The following is a 17,301-nucleotide window of genomic DNA, read 5'->3' as shown; positions in this document are numbered from 1 at the left end:
TTCAGCCTCAATCCGCGAAAGCTATGAATTTTATACGCTAGAGGCAGGTATTCTGACTTGTTCCCCTTGGCCCGTCTTCCCATATGCGGTAAGCATACAGTGACTAAAGATTGGGCATTGGTTTAAATAGAACTTACAGCTGCGGGACAGTTTTGGATTTGCACCAAATTCCCTTTTAATCCCGGAGAGCGATGCTTCGGGAACCAAAAGCGAGGGCAAAGGTAACAAATAGGTCGTAAAAACGAGCTAAAATGTTTACGTTGACTTTAGCGTACTTAATTAAGTGAATACAATGCGTTGCTGAACTTTGTCAATTTAACCGTATTTTTGCACCTTATGAAGATTCCGAAGTTTAACGATCTTATAATTTACGAAGATGATAATGTGTTTGTGGTTAATAAACCACCGTTTATAAGCTCGCTTGACGAACGCGGTGATGGAAGCAGTGAAATAAGCATGCTGCGTTTGGCCAAAAACTATTGGGATGATGCCCAAATATGCCACCGCTTGGACAAGGAAACTTCAGGCGCGCTGATTTTTGCAAAAAATCCGGAAGCTTACCGTACGGTATCAATGCAGTTTGAACGCCGGCAAGTAAAAAAGGTATATCATGCAGTTATTGAGGGTACGCATGTCTTCGAAGAACTTTTTGTTGACTTGCCTATTCTTAATACCGGCAAAGGATCTGTTTCAATAAGCAGGCAGGATGGCAAGCGGGCCGAAACGTGGTTTCAGTCGTTAAAATACTTTAAGCATTACACCCTTGTTGAATGCAAACCTGTAACAGGACGCATGCACCAAATTCGTATACACTTAGCCACTCAGCGGGCATCAATTGCCGGAGATGAGATGTATAAAGGCAAGCCGGTCTTCTTGTCTCAGCTTAAGCGCAAGTATCATTTAGGTAAAGACCAGGAAGAACTTCCGATCATGAAACGCTTCGCTCTACATGCGTACGAAGTAACATTTAAGCCCGATGGTGTACAGGACGTAAATATCCATGCTCCTTATCCAAAAGATTTTGAAACCTTACTAAAGTTGCTTGATAAGTTTGACAGCTAAACTGTAACGACCTATTTTCCCGGCAGTTTTTCTAAATCTTCAGGAGTGTCTACTGCCTGTGTTTCTAAATCAGTTTCGGCTACTTTAATACGGTAGCCGTTTTCAATCCAGCGCAGTTGTTCAAGGCTTTCGGCTTTTTCTAATGACGAAACAGGCAACCTGGTAACCTGCTGCAATACATCAGACCTGAAACCGTAAATGCCTATGTGTTTAAAGTAATTGAAGTGAGTGAGCCATTCCTCAGGCTCTGATCCACGCACGTGAGGTATGGCCGAACGTGAGAAATATATTGCCTCAGCCAGCTTGTTAATGATAACTTTTGGCGAATTTACATTATGTAAATCTTCGGCTTTTGTTATTTTTTTTATGAGTGTTGCAATTTGTGTATCGGCGGCAGTAAAACAAGCCGCAACTTTACTTATTTGCACCGGGTCAATGTAAGGTTCATCACCCTGTATATTTATAACAACGTCATATTCAGGATAGCTTGCTGCAACTTCAGCACACCTGTCGGTACCGCTTTGATGGTCTACTGATGTAATCATGGCCTTGCCACCAAAATCATGTATATGACTTAAAATACGTTCATCATCTGTAGCAACAATCACCTCATCCAAGCTCGAACACTTAACGCATTGCTCATACGTACGCTGTATCATTACCTTTCCGGTAATATCAACTAATGGTTTACCCGGAAAGCGGGTAGAAGCATAACGTGCAGGTATTACGCCAAGTATTTTCATGTTATAGTGTACTGGATGATGTGCTCGAGCAGGCTGTTAATTATAGAGAAAAATTGAAACGCTCAACAGCGGCTAAAATAGTCCGTGTATATCGCGTTCTATTAAGTTAATGATGGTGCCTAAATCTTCAGTGTTGTTGGCAAAATCCAGGTTGTCCATGTCAACAACAAGGAGTTTACCTAATTTGTAATTGGCAATCCACTTTTCATATTTCTCATTGAGCTTGGAAAGATAATCAAGCCTGATGCCTATTTCATACTCCCGGCCACGGCGGTGTATGTTGTTGACTAACTTGGGAATGGAAGCTTTTAAGTAAACTAAAAGATCGGGTGGTTTGATGAATGAAGTAATGTTTTCAAATATAGACTGATAATTTTCGAAATCACGAGTATCCATCAAATCCATATCATGCAGGTTTTCTGCAAATATGTAAGCATCTTCATAAATGGTACGGTCTTGTATTACGTTGCGCTCGCCGTTTTGAATTTCACTAATCTGACGAAACCTACTATTCAGAAAATATATCTGGAGGTTAAAGCTCCACCGCTTCATGTCTTTGTAAAAATCCTCCAGGTATGGATTATTGTCTACAGCTTCAAACTGCGGTTCCCAGCCATAATTTTTGGCAAGTAGGGTAGTTAGGGTGGTTTTACCTGCGCCTATGTTTCCAACAATTGCAATATGCATCTTTTAGTTGATAGTTATTAGTTGACAGTTCATAGTAAAAAGGCAGGCTCAATTAAGCTCTTATTGCTAAGATACATTATGAACCATGAACCATCAACTATGAACCCAAATTAAAAGCTTCTGAACCCTATAATTTCCCGTACTTCACTAATAGTTTTCCTTGCACTTTCGCGGGCCTTGTCGGCTCCTAAACGTGCAACGCGACTCAGGTATTCGCTATCATTAGCTATATCGTTTATCTTTTCGCGTATGGGAGCTGTTGCCAATACCATATCTTCCGCCAGTTGCTTCTTAAGGTCGCCGTAGCGTATTTGCATGGTGTTGTACAAATTATTGAAGTGATTGTAAGTGTCATCAGTTGATACCACTTTCATCAAATCAAACAGGTTCTGTATCTCATCAGGCTTTTGTTGATTTTCAGTAGCCGGACCTCCATCTGTTACAGCTTTCATTACTTTTTTGCGAATTACCTCGGGCGAGTCGCTCAGGTAAATGGCATTGCCTTCACCCTCAGATTTACCCATTTTGCCCTTACCATCAAGCCCCGGAATTTTTACCAGCTTGTCGCCGTAACTAAAGGCATATGGTTCAGGAAAGTATTCGTTATTGTATAAACGGTTAAAACGGTTACCAAAGGTACGAGCCATTTCTAAATGCTGTTCCTGGTCTTTACCCACGGGCACCTTTGTTGCCTTATGTATAATAATATCGGCTGCCATTAAAACAGGGTAGGTCAACAAACCGGCATTAACGTTATCAGGGCTGGCACGTACCTTATCCTTGAAAGATGTAGCACGTTCAAGCTCACCAAGATAAGCATTCATGTTAAGGTAAAGATAAAGCTCAGCAACCTCCGGAACGTCACTTTGGATATAAATGGTAGCCTGTTCAGGGTCAATACCTGCGGCCAGGTATTCAACCAACACCTGTTTAACATTTCCATGTAAATCAGACGGGGTTGGATGCGTAGTTAGCGAGTGTAAATCGGCAATAAAAAAATAGCAATTATACTCATGCTGCATTTTTATAAAGTTTTGGATTGCACCATAATAGTTACCCAAATGCAGTTTACCGGTTGAACGAATACCACTTACAACAGTTTCCATAATGGCGCGAAAGTAAGGAATTTTTATATTTTTGGCATTGATGAAAATACTATTGAAAAAAGTACACGCTTATTTTTACCGCTACAGTGTTGCTGCTTTCTTCATCATATTATGGCCGCTGCTATACTTTTTTTCACGAAACCCAGCACGTTACCCAGCAATGAACCGCATGCGAAAAGTATGGGGAGTGCTTAGTTCATCAATTGCGGGTATATTTTACACCTTTAGTTACGAAGAGAAAATTGACTGGAGTCGCACTTATATTATATGTCCTAATCATACCTCAAACCTAGATATTACCGCTGCAAGCCTGTTGGTAAAAAATAACTTTTGCTTCATAGGTAAGGAGGAGCTGCTGAATAATTTTGTGACCCGGTTATCATTCCAAACCGTTGACATACCGGTTAACCGCGAAAGTAAGATGTCATCTTTCAGGGCCTTTAAAACTGCTGCCGAACGCTTACAGCAAGGCATGAGCCTTGTTATATTTCCGGAGGGTAAAATACCTGATGATTTTCCGCCCAGGCTACATGAATTTAAAAACGGCCCTTTCAGGCTTGCTATTGAACACAAGGTGCCAATTATTCCGGTTACAACACTTAATGCCTGGCAAATTCTGTGGGACACCGGCCTTGAGCGCGGAAGCAGCCCGGGAATATGCAAAGTTTATGTACACCGCCCTATAGAAACCAGTAACCTTACCGTAGCTGATGCAGATGCTTTGCGCGATGAGGTTTACAATATAATAAACAGCAAATTTGAAAGCTATGTTAATAGATAAAGATACCGTTGCCAAAGTTGCACACCTTGCACGCCTTGAAGTAACCGAACAGGAAACCAATGAACTGGTAGGCGATATGAACAAGATACTTGGCTTTATGGATAAGCTGAATGAGGTTGACACGCAAAACATTGAGCCGCTTATTTACATGACAGAAGAGGTAAATGTATTGCGCGAAGATGTAGTAAAGCAAGAAATTACCCACGAGGAAGCCCTATCAAATGCCCCCGAGCAGGATGGTAAGCACTTTATGGTGGCTAAAGTAATTGGAGGTAAGTGACAATAATTTATTTTATTGCGAAAATCTATATATTTAAAGTAATAATATTTTTTTGCTAATTATATTAGTATTTTTGCATGAATAATTTTGGAGGTAATTGGACCGAGACTAAAATGGAAATGGTTGTTGCTTACGCAAAAGCATATTTAACAATCATGAGCAAACAGAGCTGGGTAAAAACATTATATTTTGATGGTTTTGCAGGTTCTGGATTGATCGAAAATAATGAAACGCAAGAAGCAATTAAAGGAACTGCATTAAGAATTCTCGATATAGAGGACCCCCAAGCCTTTTGATCTATATTATTTCGTTGAAAAGGAGGAGCTTTTCAAAGCTTCACTAGAAGATAGTATTAAATCAATTTACCCTAATAGAAAAGGAATAAACGTTGTAAAAGCGGATTGCAATGAAAAATTAATAGCAATGGCTAAATATTTAGATAGTAACAAAGTATATAGGGCACTTGCTTTTATTGATCCATATGGTATGACTGTAAATTGGGAATCTATACAAGCCTTAAAGGGGCTTGGTATAGATTTTTGGATATTAGTTCCGACTGGTTTAGGCGTTAGCCGATTACTTAAAAACGATGGAAATATATCAGAAGCTTGGCAAAGAAAATTAGAGAAGTTTTTAGGCTTAGACAGACAATATATCATAGATTATTTCTATCAGAGAAGAAGTGTAAGTACTTTATTTGGTGAAGAGACACAAATCAATAAAGAGAAAGATATTGTTACTAAAATAGGTAATCTATATACTGAAAGATTAAAAACAGTATTTGAATATGTATCTGAATCTTTTGTTATGAAGAATAGTACAAATTCTATAATGTATCATTTTATGATGGCTACCAACAATCATAGTGGATTAAAAATCGCCAATGATGTTATCAAGCCTAAATATAAGTTATAATGGCGCAATCAAGTATTGAATGGACAGAGCTTACTTGGAATCCAGTAACTGGATGTACCAAAATAAGTCCCGGATGCAAATTCTGTTATGCAGAAGTAATGTCAAGAAGATTGAAAGCAATGGGAGTTGATAAGTATGTCGATGGATTTCAGATAAGAACTCATGCTGATGCCTTGAACGTTCCATTTACATGGAAGAAACCTAAGATAGTGTTTGTGAATTCGATGAGTGATTTGTTTCACCCAGAAGTTCCTTTGGAATTTATAAAGGCGGTATTTACTGTAATGAATAATACCCCACAACACATATACCAAGTTTTAACGAAAAGGTCAGAAAGATTGCTAGACTTATCATCACAGCTTACTTGGTCTAAAAATATTTGGATGGGCGTTTCTGTTGAAAGTGAAGAATATACGTTTCGTATAGATGATTTATCAAAAACTGCTGCTAATACAAAATTTCTATCTATCGAACCGTTAATAGCACCTGTCTATACCTTGGACCTTGCTAAAATTGATTGGGTAATTGTTGGGGGAGAATCAGGACATAAAGCACGGCCTATAAAAAAAGATTGGATTCAGTACATCAGATCTCGCTGCCAGGATTATGCAGTCGCTTTCTTTTTTAAACAATGGGGAAAAGCGAAAAACAATGATAATCCTAACGATCCAACAATAATTTCAGATCATCCGCAGCATGCCAAAGGAGGTTGTGAGATTGACGGAAAAGTTTATCGGGAAATGCCTAAACGGGCTGCATAGTAAAAATGTATTAGCCACTACCCTATGAAAACTGAAAAACAAAAAATGCTTAACGGCGAGTACTACCTCGCTTATGATACTGAATTGGTTAAAGAACGTACCGATTGCAAGCGTTTGCTTCACAAGCTTAATATTACTGAATATGTTGTTGGGGATGGTACAAAGGCTGTCCTTGCCAAATTATTGCCTAACGCACCTGCAAGCATATACATTGAGCCACCATTTCATTGTGATTATGGCTATAATATAATCTGCGGCGAAAACGTGTACTTTAATGTTAATTGCGTTGTGCTTGACGTTATGCCTGTTACCATAGGCAACAATGTGTTTTTTGCTCCGGGTGTACAGGTTTATACGGCTACACACCCGCTTGATGCCGTTGAAAGGCGCAGCAGGGAAAATGCAGAACCCATTACCATTGGCGACGACTGTTGGATAGGAGGTGGCGCAATCATTTGTCCGGGGGTAACCATAGGCAACCGTTGTGTGATTGGAGCAGGAGCGGTAGTTACGCGAGATATACCTGATGATTCTTTAGCAGTTGGAAATCCCGCCCGTGTAATCAGGAAGCTGGGGAAAGAAGACAAATTAGTTTAGTTAAATCAATATTATTAATGCACGGAGATGAGTTTTGAAAACCTTTTCCGCTAATATTGAGCATCAACCATAAGCTGTAAAACTTTCCAGTAATTTATTTGTCAGTTTGTCAGCCCCCATTTGTGGCAAGCAATTTGATTGTTATATATTTGTTAAAACATAAACATTTAAAAACATGGCTTTAGAAATTACCGATGCTAACTTTGATGAGTTGGTATTAAAATCAGATAAACCGGTATTAGTTGACTTTTGGGCAGAATGGTGCGGTCCGTGTCGTATGGTAGGTCCGGTTGTAGAGGAAATTGCCAAAGAATATGACGGTCAGGCTGTTGTAGGCAAAGTAAACGTTGACAACAATCCTGGTATTTCAATGAAATTCGGTATCCGTAATATCCCTGCGTTGTTATTCTTTAAAAACGGCGAAATTGTAGATAAGCAAATTGGTGCTGTGCCTAAGTCGGTATTAACCGAAAAATTAGGCAAACAACTTGCATAAGCAGTTTCCCTATGATATTAAAAGAGCGTTTCTTAAAAGGAGACGCTTTTTTTATTTAAATTAGTTGCAATGGCTAATCTTAACACTAACCAGGAAATACGTCAATTAGCAAACCTCGAGCTGCTTGCAAAGCAGGTTGTGGAAGGATTTGTAACCGGATTGCATCAAAGTCCCTTCCATGGCTTTTCGGTTGAGTTTGCCGAGCATAGGCTATACAACAATGGCGAATCAGTAAAAAACATTGACTGGAAATTATTTGCCAAAACTGATAAGCTTTTTGTAAAGCGATTTGAAGAAGAGACAAACTTAAGGTGCTACCTGCTTTTGGATACTTCATCTTCCATGAACTATCCGCAAAAGGAACCAAGTAAACTTCAATTTTCCATTTACGCCATAGCGTCGCTTATGTACCTGTTTAAAAAACAGCGTGACGCCTTTGGTTTAGGCTTATTTTCGGAAAGAATTGATTGGCTGAGCTCTGTCAAATCTACATCTACACACCTGTTCTACCTATTTGCCGAATTGCAAAAAGCTTACGATCAGCCAAAAATAAACGTGCAAACTAATTTAACTGACGTAATTCATCACCTGGCCGAAGAAGTACATCAACGTTCAATGGTGATCATTTTCAGCGATATGTTTGAAAACAGCATGAACGAAGAAAAGTCACAGGCTTTATTCTCGGCGTTACAGCATTTAAAATATAACAAGCACGAGGTAATTATATTTAATGTGAATGACAAAGTAAATGAGGTTGACTTCAGCTTTGATAACCGCCCACACCACTTTGTTGATGTTGAAACAGGGGAAGAGGTGAGGGTGCATCCCGGCCGTGTGAGAGAAAGTTACCAAGCAGCACTCAGCAGCTACAGGCATCAACTGCAACTAAAGTGTGCACAGTATAAGGTTGACATTATTGACGCCAATATACATGATGGCTACAACGCTATACTTAAGGCGTATCTCATCAAACGGAATAAAGTTATTTAATTAACCGTTAATTATTTATCAAAAGCTTGGCGGCAATGCGCCATTTACGGTTTAATATAAAAAACATAAAACCTTAAGCACTATAATTTGTGTAGATTATGACAACTATTAAAGCTGAATTATAATTGTATTTTCGGTTAAAGCAATTGTAATTTTGCCACCACTGTTATAAATATATACAAACCCTATATGAGACTTTCTATCGAGCGTAAGGCTGTAAAAGTAAACCCCGATTCTAAGCGTGTTATTGCCCGGTTCTTTTTTAACGGTAACGAACGTTCAAAAGAAGTAATACAACGGGTTATGGATGTTCCGGAAGATCAAATTTTCGGACTTATATCGCCCTTGCTACAAGAGTACTCAAGCCGGCATCGTAATATTACGAGAGTTTTAAACCGCCATTGCGCCAAATTAAAAAACCTGTTTATTGAACTGGGAATTGACTTTGACAGCTTAAGCGTATATCGTAAATTGCTTATCGGCTCTTATTTCACTCACGAATATTCAATTGAATCGGCAGCATTCTTTAATCCTTCCATTATAGATGATCCGGACCAAAGCGATTTGGAAGAAGGAGAGCGCCGTGTAATCATGAGCTTTAGGGCGGTAGGAGAAGGTCACATTTCGTCAATAACTTTCAGACGCGCGCTTTTTGACAAGCACAATAATATTACTGTATTACCAGCAGGAAACTATATTGATGAAGCGGAGATTGTACGTAATGCAGTTTATAACAAAAAGCTGTTTTTTGAGAAGGCTATTACCACCCAAATAAATATTGATGTACTTAAAGAGTTGGAAAGCAAACTCGATCATCACTTCGAGTATTCAAACCTTCGCCGGTTGATTCTTGATTCGCAAAAGCTTCAGGGTGATGACATGAGGAGGCTTGAGTATGACAAGGTGTTATGGCTTGCCGATTCATATTACGAAATTGTATTTTCGTTGGATACTGATATATCTGATCGTGTCATTTTTCCAATATCAGAATACGAACGTAAGGGTATTGAGGATGCCCGCTTTGTTAAATTTTATAATGAAGATGGAAGCTCATCATATTATGCTACGTATACGGCTTATGATGGTTCTTTGATTATGCCTAAACTGCTACAAACAAATGACTTTCTGAATTTCCGTATTATGCCTTTATACGGTGCCGGATCTCAGAATAAAAATCTGGCATTATTTCCTCGTAAAATTAACGGCAAATATGCCATGTTATCGCGTATTGATGGTTGCAACAACTACATCATGTACTCTGATAAAATAAACATATGGGAAAATCCGCAGTTGCTGCAAAAACCTAAGTTTGCATGGGAGTTTGTACAAATAGGTAATTGTGGTTCGCCTATTGAAACAGAAGACGGATGGTTGATTATAAGCCATGGCGTAGGCCCTATGCGTAAATATGTATTAGGTGCCAGCCTACTTAAACTGGATGACCCATCAGTGGAAATAGGGCGTTTAAAAGAGCCATTGTTATTACCTAACAGCGAAGAGCGTGAAGGTTACGTACCTAACGTAATTTACTCTTGCGGTTCAATAGTACATAACAATAAGCTTATATTACCATACGGTTTGTCAGACTATTCATCATCATTTGCCGAAGTTGATTTGAAAACTTTGCTTAACAGGTTGAAATCAGATGGCGTTTAAGCCAGCGAATAACAAAATACTTTGGACTATATGTTCAAACAAAAAAAGCTTACCAAATTGGTAAGCTTTTTTTGTTGTATATTGATGATTACTGCTCCAGTATTTTGCGATACAGTTCGTAGTAGTCATCTACCATTTTATCGCTTGAGAACTTTGAAACTGCCCAATCATGGCATTCCTGCCTGTTAATTTTAGGGAGTTGAGCTACACATTCAACGGCCTCGTCAACGGTGTTGACCAGGTAGCCGGTTTCCTGGTGCTTAATCAGCTCAGGCATTGATCCTTTGTTAAATGCAATAACAGGTGTACCACAAAGCATTGATTCTGCTACGCTCATGCCAAACGGCTCATTAAAATTAATTGGGTGAAGCAGGGCAGAGGCATTACCTAATAATTTTTGACGCTCCTCGGGGCCTGCATGTCCAACATAAACAATCTGCTCATTATCAATAAACGGTTCAACTCGTTCGCGGTAATAATTTGCATCCTGAATAATCCCTGCAATCAGCAGTTTTTTGCCGCTTTTGCGCGCAATATCAATAGCCTCCGCTGTGCCCTTATCATGATGAATACGGCCAAAATATAACAGGTAATCTTCTGCAGTTTGTATGTAATTAAAATCTCTTACATCTAAACCATTGTATACAGTTGCCAGGTAATTTAAATCGGTACTACGGTCGGCATTACTTATGGAAACATAATGCGAAGTTGCGTTATACTTCTTGTACACCGGAATTATCCGCTGTGATGAAAAGCCGTGGATAGTTGTTATAACAGGCGTATTAATTAATCCTGAATAGGTGAGCGGTAAAAAATCGAAATTGTTATGAATGATATTAAACCTATCGGCTTGCTCCATGAGATTGCTGATGTGAAGGCACTCTAGCACCTTAGCATCCTGCGAGCGATCTTCTTCGTAGCCAGCTTCGCAAATAGATTGCAGCTGACCGGCGGTTATAGAATCGCCGGTGGCAAAAAGGGTGACTTCTGCACCCTTTTTAACCATACCTTCGGCAATATTTGAAGCTACCTGTTCCCATGGTCCGTAGTGCCGTGGCGGTGTGCGCCAGGCAACGGGAGATAGAACGGCAACTCTCATTAGCAAACCTCTATTTTTTGCCCGTATTTATTATACTCATACTCCAGCTCAAATGCTTTAAGTACTGTTAAATGCGATATCATATAAGCCAGCGTACTTTCAGCACCTTGATTACGATTTATACCGGTTGGCATTAAACCATCGCAGCAACCTTTGGTTTCATGATCATATAACGGAGCACGTAACGTATTCTCGCCAAGGAACCACTTATAGCTCAGGAACATCTTTTCGATGTATTCCGGTTCACGTAGCGTTTCATAAGCCTGGAAATACATCAGTACCATGGCCATAGTTTCAATTGCTTGCTGGTCAAAGGTAGGGAAGGTGCCACCACGATAGTACCATCCATCATTACCAATAGGACTTAAATAACCATTAGACAAAGTCAACTTGTCAAGGAATGCCATTGATTCCATTGCAATTGCCCTAACTTCTTCGTTGCTGGTTATTTCGCAAGAGTGCAATAACGCTAAAGGAAGAATAGCATTATCATACGTCATTACATCTTCAAACCAATGCCACTCAGGTGATGATGTTCTTTTATAAGCTTCAACCAAAGGAGTTGTTAAACGAATAAGTTCATTCACCATGCCTTCGTCTGTAGGAATAGCTTTCAGGTATAAAGATATACCGATGATGGTGTTAGCCATACCGCGTATGTGCTCCAGCTTTTGGAAGTGAGGATATGATCTGTGAAACAATTCCATTGCAAACTCGCGGTACGAATTATGCGCTGCACATCCTATCAAATGGCCTAAAGCCCAAATTGTACGGCCGAATGAATCTTCAGAACCTACCTCATCCAAATAACGGCGATCGAAACTTAAGAAGTTACGGAAGTTACCGTCATCAGTTTGCATATAATGTATGTAGCTGAGATATATTGGCAATAAGTTAAGTGCTTCCGGGCTTTTATTACGCTGATAAGCCATCAACGCCATAATAAGCGCCCGTGAATTATCATCAAGGCAATACCCTTCTTTTAAGTTAGGTATGCCGTATTTAGCATGCTGTACTATGCCGGTATCATCAGTAAGGCGTAAAATGTGAGCCAAGTTAAATGCAGGCATAATTTCCGGATCAACAATGCTGTTGCGTAGAATTTTATCGCGGAAGTCATGACGGCTTACCGATTCCTGTGCAATGCGAATGTACTCAGCGCCAATTACCGGCCAACGCAGGTGTAAACCGTATTCGTAAGCGTTTTGCTTAACTTCATTAAGTGACTGCTCGTTATCAAGGAGGCTGTTTACAGTTTCAGCCAATGACTCGGCATCTTTGAAATCAAATAAACGTCCGCGGTTATCGGCAAGTAACTCAGTTGCGTGCCAATATGGAGTAGATACTACCGCTGCACCTGAACCTACTGCGTAAGATAAGGTACCGCTGGTAATTTGAGCTTCGTTATGATAAGGGGTAACGTAAACTGTAGCTGCCGTTAAGTAATTAATCAGCTCTTCCTCGGCAACAAATTTATTGATGAAAGTTAAGTGATTTGAAACTTTAAGCTGTGCAGCCAGGCTTTTCAAATAATCACGATATTCTTCACCTGAGTGTTTAACCACACCAGGGTGAGTATTGCCCAACACCACATACATAGCATCAGGGTGTTTGGCTACAATTTTAGGTAAAGCTTTAATAACAACTTCCAGTCCTTTGTTGCGGCTTATTAAACCAAAGGTAAGTAACACCTTTTTATTTTTAAAGGCACTGATATTCTGTACAGGGTTATTTTCAGGAGCTTCCAGGTCAGGAACACCATGTTCAATAATCTGTATTTTCTCTGCCGGTATTTCGTAAATAGTATTCAAAAATTCAACTGCACGTTGACTCATTACTACTATTTTGGCTGATTGTTCTGCAATCTCTCTTACTATAATACGCTGTACGTAGCTTGGTTCGCGCAATACGGTATGCAATATCGAAATCAGAGGCTTCTCTAAACGGTTTAACAACGGCAAAATATAAATACCGCTTTCGCCACCGTAAATACCAAATTCGTGTTCCATTATACACACGTCTGCGGTGCTGGTGTTAATAAAGTTAGCCGCGCGTATGTAATCTTTTTGGTGGTTTTGACGGATGACGTATTTTACCTCTTCCGGGTACTCATACTCCTGTAAATCTTCCGAATCATTTACAGCAACTACAAAGCCTCCTTGTGATAATGATTTTCGTTCAGGAAAATTAGCACTGATAGCACGCATTAGGTTTTGGTTGAACGTAGCTATACCGCACTCACGTGGCGGATAGGTGGAGATGTAGGCAATTTTCATTTTGTTTTTTATAGATAGATTTTTGAATTATTCAAGTTTATAAGCCGGAAATCGTACACTTCTGACTTAAAAAGAGGGCATCCCGACGTCCAAAATGCTGTAAATACAGCGCAAGCCCCCGTAATTTGCGAATACATGAATATAAGTGCATAAACTATACCAATTAAGTTCAAAAAAGGTGTTTATGGTACACTAAGATGCCATTTGCTATCATTAGCAGTTGATAAAGATAACATCAAAAACTGCTGGTAAAAGGCGGACGAGAAAAAGAAGCTCAGGTAGGCTTAAAACTTAAACGTAGTGATTTACAGCATTTATAATAATGCTGCATGCATCTTTAATTTGTTGTTGAGTAATAATTAGGGGAGGTGCAATACGCATGGAATTGCTGCAATGTAAAAACCAATCCGTTACAACGCCATCTTCAATACACTTGTCTATAATTTTTTTATTCAAATCAAAACTGTCCAATTCAGCAGCCAGCATTAGACCTTTACCTCTAACTTGCTTAATTGCCGGGTGAGTGAGTAATTGCTTAAACAAAGCTTCTTTTTCAGCAACGGTATCAATCAGCTTTTCTTCAAGTAAAACATTCAATGAAGCCAACCCCGACGCACAGCATACAGGATGGCCGCCAAAGGTGGTAATGTGTCCAAGTATGGGATTGTTCTTCAATGCACCCATAATGTCGATTGATGATACAAATGCTCCCAATGGCATGCCACCGCCAAGTGCTTTACCCAAAACCAGTATATCAGGAATAATATTAAAATGCTCGAAAGCGAAAAGTTTACCCGTCCTGCCAAAAGCCGTTTGATTTTCATCCAATACTAGCAGCGTACCTGTTTCATAGCATCTGTTGCGTAACTTTGTAAGGTAGGCGGCGTCAGGAACTCTTATGCCGGCCTCACCTTGTATGGTTTCAATAATCACACAAGCGGTATCTTCAGTAATGTAAGAAAGGTCATCAATGTTGTTGAATTCAATAAACCTTACTCCGGGTAACAGCGGCCTGTATGCTTGCTTAAACTCTTCATTACCCATAATGCTCAATGCACCTTGCGAGCTGCCATGATAAGCGTTACGGCAGGCAATAATTTCACTACGGCCGGTAAAGCGTTTGGCCAGCTTCATAGCACCTTCAATTGCTTCCGCGCCCGAATTAGTAAAGTATACAGACTGCAATGCATCCGGCAGTAAAGAAGCAAGCTTTTCGGCAAAACGCACCTGTGGGGTTTGCACGTACTCACCATAAACCATCAGGTGCATATATTTATCAAGCTGATCTTTTATGGCGTTAATTACCTGAGGATTTCTGTGCCCTATGTTGCTAACGCCTATACCAGAGATTAAATCAATCCACGCCTTACCTTCATTGTTGTACATGTATATACCTTCGGCACGCTCAAACTCCAGGCATAAGGGAAAATCGGTAGTTTGAGCATTATTATTAAGAAAGAGCTGGCGTAGCGTTAACATGCTACGAAAATACAAATTACAATTTGGTATGCTCACATCATGCTAATACTGAATAGCGTAAAGCTTGTATTTACTGTATCACAACCGAACAACCGCTGTTGCACAAACGAACAATGATTGTTAGGTTATTCAATAAAAAACATTGATTATAAGCACATTATGATAGTGGTATAAAAATCTCCCTTAAGGAGTAGTTAGCGGGCAAAATTTACTGGCACTGTTATAATTTTACATCCATGTTATCACTTAAACAAGTATCCAAATACTACAATACCGGCGGCAATAAAACCTATGTATTAAACAAGGTAGACCTTGATATTGACCAGGGCGAATTTGTATCCATCATGGGACCCTCCGGATCAGGAAAGTCGACGCTACTCAATATTATAGGTATGCTCGACCAGCCCTCTGATGGTTATCAGTATTTTTTAAATGAGCCGGTTCATCAGCTTAAAGAGAAACAACGCTCAACACTTTACAAACAAAATATTGGCTTTGTATTTCAAGCCTATCACTTAATTGATGAGCTAACGGTTTACGAAAACATTGAAACTCCGCTTTTATATCAGGATGTAAAAAGCGCCGAGCGTAAAGCACTGGTGGCAGATGCTTTAGATAAATTTAATATTGTTGGAAAGAAAGACCTTTTTCCAGCACAGTTATCAGGAGGTCAGCAGCAGCTGGTAGGCATAGCTCGTGCACTTATCGCCAAACCAAAATTGCTCCTTGCTGATGAACCTACCGGAAACCTTAATTCAAAACAGGGTGAGGAAATTATGGACCTGTTTAGAAAATTAAATAAAGAAGAAGGCGTGACCATTATACAGGTAACTCACTCTGAAAAAAATGCAGGCTATGGTTCACGCATTATCAATCTTCTTGATGGTAAAATTGACTCAACTTTAAACCTGTGATTAGTAAAATGCGTTTTTTGTTTTTATTTTTATTCGTAGGGATTTCCAGCGTTTACAGCCAAACATCCGACAGCACGTTAAACCTGCAGCAATGTATTGAAATTGCTATTCAAAATAACCTTACTGTTAAACGCAGTGAGCTGGAAATGGAACGTGGCCGTGTTTACTGGCAGCAGCAGCGCGCCTATTTACTGCCAACTTTTAACGGCAGTGTTAATCACGGTTTAAGCACAGGTCGAAGCCTTGATCCTTTCACAAACACGTACCTCAATCAGCAAATAACATCGGCCGACTATAGCGCCAACGCCAACTTAATTCTCTTTAACGGTATGACTATTCAAAATAGCATACGCCAAACATCACTTGCCTACCAGGCAGGTAAAATGGATTTTGAGCAGGCAAAAAACGATATCACCCTTAATGTGATTACAACTTATTTGCAGGCCATAAATAACAGCGATTTATTAACCCTGGCAAACAATCAGCTAGAGGTATCAAAGCAACAAGTGCAGAGGTTGCAAGTTATGAAAGATAACGGTGCAGTAAAGCCTTCAGACTATTTTGATGTGCGCGGTCAGCAGTCTACCGATCAATTATCAGTAATAAACGCTAATAATTCGCTCGAGGCGTCAAAACTGAACTTGCTAATGCTAATGAACGTCCCGTTCTCTAAAAACATAAAATTGCAAAGGATTGATGCTGCGCAGCTGCCATCAACCAAATTTAGTGAAACAGCAGACGATGTTTACAGCGCAGCACTCTCAAACTTGCCTACAGTAAAGGCTTCTGAGCTACGTAGGCAAAGCGCCGAAAAAAAGGTAAAGGCAATAAAAGGATTATTGTATCCGACACTTTCATTATTTGGTGGTGTAGCCACCCGGTATTCGAGTGCTGCACGTCGTTCAGTGTTTGTTGATTCGATGGAGATAAACACTGGTAGCTTTATTAAAACGCCTACCGGTAACCAACCGGTATATGCTTTTAACCAAAATTATACTAATGAGCGCCTTGGTTATTACAATCAATTTAAAAACAATTATACAACCCAGGTTGGCATCGGATTGCAAATTCCAATTCTAAATGCTTTTCAAAACCGCAACCGGGTAGCTTTGGCAAAAATTGATTTATCAGAAGCACGTTATGTTGAAGAAAATACCCGTATTCAGTTGAAGCAAAATGTTGAGCAGGCCTATTTAAACATGACATCGGCTTATGACAGATTGCAAATTTTAACTGAGCAGGTTGATGCATTCAAAGAATCATTTCGTACGGCTACAATCAGATTTAATGAGGGAGCGTTAACTTCAGTAGATTACATTGTATCAAAAAACAATTTAGACAGGGCTAACAACAACCTTATCAATGCCCGTTACGATTATTATATACGGACAAAAATACTGGCTTATTACCGAGGCAATCTTAGCTTTTAAGCAAATCAATAGCTGTAGTTGATTTTTTA

The 17,301-nt window shown here is 39.6% G+C and carries 17 protein-coding genes, 1 pseudogene and 1 riboswitch; of the genes and pseudogenes, 12 read left to right on the top strand and 6 right to left on the bottom strand.

Annotated elements, in window-relative coordinates; translation table 11 throughout:
* Positions 1-25 precede the first annotated feature (25 nt).
* A riboswitch (cobalamin riboswitch) is annotated at positions 26-223 on the bottom strand.
* Between the two features lie 113 nt (positions 224-336).
* Positions 337-1,062 (top strand): RluA family pseudouridine synthase, encoded by a 726-nt coding sequence (locus GO816_RS10745; RefSeq protein WP_157541900.1) that lies wholly within the window; start codon positions 337-339, stop codon positions 1,060-1,062.
* 11 nt (positions 1,063-1,073) lie between these two features.
* On the opposite strand, the gene kdsB is transcribed toward GO816_RS10745, so the two are convergent.
* The 3 genes from kdsB to trpS all read right to left on the bottom strand — a co-directional run bounded on the left by kdsB (position 1,074) and on the right by trpS (position 3,598).
* Positions 1,074-1,805, bottom strand: a complete 732-nt coding sequence (gene kdsB, locus GO816_RS10740; RefSeq protein WP_157541899.1) for a 3-deoxy-manno-octulosonate cytidylyltransferase — start codon at positions 1,803-1,805, stop codon at positions 1,074-1,076.
* Positions 1,806-1,877: 72 nt separating this feature from the next.
* Positions 1,878-2,492 (bottom strand): deoxynucleoside kinase, encoded by a 615-nt coding sequence (locus tag GO816_RS10735; protein WP_157541898.1) that lies wholly within the window; start codon positions 2,490-2,492, stop codon positions 1,878-1,880.
* A gap of 110 nt (positions 2,493-2,602) precedes the next feature.
* Entirely contained in the window at positions 2,603-3,598 is a 996-nt protein-coding gene (gene trpS / locus GO816_RS10730) for a tryptophan--tRNA ligase (protein WP_157541897.1), read from the bottom strand.
* Positions 3,599-3,638: 40 nt separating this feature from the next.
* Here trpS and GO816_RS10725 point away from each other — a divergent pair, with 40 nt between their 5' ends.
* The 9 genes and pseudogenes from GO816_RS10725 (at position 3,639) to GO816_RS10685 (ending at position 10,074) form a co-directional block, all read left to right on the top strand.
* The gene (locus GO816_RS10725) at positions 3,639-4,379 is read left to right on the top strand and encodes a lysophospholipid acyltransferase family protein (RefSeq protein ID WP_157541896.1); all 741 of its coding nucleotides are present in this window, start codon (positions 3,639-3,641) and stop codon (positions 4,377-4,379) included.
* On the top strand, positions 4,366-4,659 hold the full coding sequence (gene gatC, locus GO816_RS10720) for an Asp-tRNA(Asn)/Glu-tRNA(Gln) amidotransferase subunit GatC (RefSeq protein WP_157541895.1): 294 nt from the start codon (positions 4,366-4,368) through the stop codon (positions 4,657-4,659). The genes GO816_RS10725 and gatC overlap by 14 nt, the downstream gene beginning before the upstream one ends.
* Before the next feature lie 113 nt (positions 4,660-4,772).
* Positions 4,773-4,955 carry a hypothetical protein gene (locus GO816_RS10715; RefSeq protein ID WP_198171490.1) on the top strand — a complete coding sequence of 61 codons (183 nt, stop codon included), beginning with the start codon at positions 4,773-4,775 and terminating at the stop codon, positions 4,953-4,955.
* A 16-nt stretch (positions 4,956-4,971) separates the two neighbouring features.
* Positions 4,972-5,574 (top strand): annotated as a pseudogene (gene tcmP, locus GO816_RS10710) (three-Cys-motif partner protein TcmP); the annotation flags it as partial.
* The gene (locus GO816_RS10705) at positions 5,574-6,335 is read left to right on the top strand and encodes a DUF5131 family protein (protein ID WP_157541892.1); all 762 of its coding nucleotides are present in this window, start codon (positions 5,574-5,576) and stop codon (positions 6,333-6,335) included. The pseudogene tcmP and the gene GO816_RS10705, both read left to right, overlap by 1 nt.
* A gap of 24 nt (positions 6,336-6,359) precedes the next feature.
* Positions 6,360-6,932 (top strand): sugar O-acetyltransferase, encoded by a 573-nt coding sequence (locus tag GO816_RS10700; protein WP_157541891.1) that lies wholly within the window; start codon positions 6,360-6,362, stop codon positions 6,930-6,932.
* Between the two features lie 175 nt (positions 6,933-7,107).
* Positions 7,108-7,428: a thioredoxin gene (trxA, locus tag GO816_RS10695; RefSeq protein ID WP_157541890.1), complete on the top strand. Its 321-nt coding sequence runs from the start codon at positions 7,108-7,110 to the stop codon at positions 7,426-7,428.
* A gap of 69 nt (positions 7,429-7,497) precedes the next feature.
* Complete coding sequence (locus GO816_RS10690; RefSeq protein WP_157541889.1) at positions 7,498-8,418, top strand: DUF58 domain-containing protein; 921 nt, start codon at positions 7,498-7,500, stop codon at positions 8,416-8,418.
* Positions 8,419-8,607: 189 nt separating this feature from the next.
* Positions 8,608-10,074, top strand: coding sequence for a glycoside hydrolase family 130 protein (locus GO816_RS10685; protein WP_157541888.1), 1,467 nt, complete (start codon positions 8,608-8,610; stop codon positions 10,072-10,074).
* 88 nt (positions 10,075-10,162) lie between these two features.
* Here GO816_RS10685 and GO816_RS10680 read toward each other — a convergent pair whose 3' ends face one another.
* The 3 genes from GO816_RS10680 to GO816_RS10670 form a co-directional block, all read right to left on the bottom strand.
* Positions 10,163-11,173: a glycosyltransferase family 4 protein gene (locus GO816_RS10680; protein WP_157541887.1), complete on the bottom strand. Its 1,011-nt coding sequence runs from the start codon at positions 11,171-11,173 to the stop codon at positions 10,163-10,165.
* Complete coding sequence (locus GO816_RS10675) at positions 11,173-13,449, bottom strand: glycosyltransferase family 4 protein (RefSeq protein WP_157541886.1); 2,277 nt, start codon at positions 13,447-13,449, stop codon at positions 11,173-11,175. The genes GO816_RS10680 and GO816_RS10675 overlap by 1 nt, the downstream gene beginning before the upstream one ends.
* 291 nt (positions 13,450-13,740) lie before the next feature.
* Positions 13,741-14,928 carry an aspartate aminotransferase family protein gene (locus GO816_RS10670; RefSeq protein WP_157541885.1) on the bottom strand — a complete coding sequence of 396 codons (1,188 nt, stop codon included), beginning with the start codon at positions 14,926-14,928 and terminating at the stop codon, positions 13,741-13,743.
* 236 nt (positions 14,929-15,164) lie between these two features.
* Between GO816_RS10670 and GO816_RS10665 the strand changes: the two genes are divergently transcribed.
* Together GO816_RS10665 and GO816_RS10660 are read left to right on the top strand one after the other, a co-directional pair.
* Positions 15,165-15,842: an ABC transporter ATP-binding protein gene (locus GO816_RS10665; protein ID WP_157541884.1), complete on the top strand. Its 678-nt coding sequence runs from the start codon at positions 15,165-15,167 to the stop codon at positions 15,840-15,842.
* 8 nt (positions 15,843-15,850) lie between these two features.
* Positions 15,851-17,272, top strand: a complete 1,422-nt coding sequence (locus tag GO816_RS10660) for a TolC family protein (RefSeq protein WP_157541883.1) — start codon at positions 15,851-15,853, stop codon at positions 17,270-17,272.
* The last annotated feature ends 29 nt before the right edge of the window (positions 17,273-17,301 follow it).

It is taken from the genome of Mucilaginibacter aquatilis, from assembly GCF_009755275.1.
Lineage (GTDB): Bacteria > Bacteroidota > Bacteroidia > Sphingobacteriales > Sphingobacteriaceae > Mucilaginibacter > Mucilaginibacter aquatilis.
Note: the sequence above shows the minus strand (reverse complement) of the source record. Positions and strands in the feature narration are given on the sequence as shown.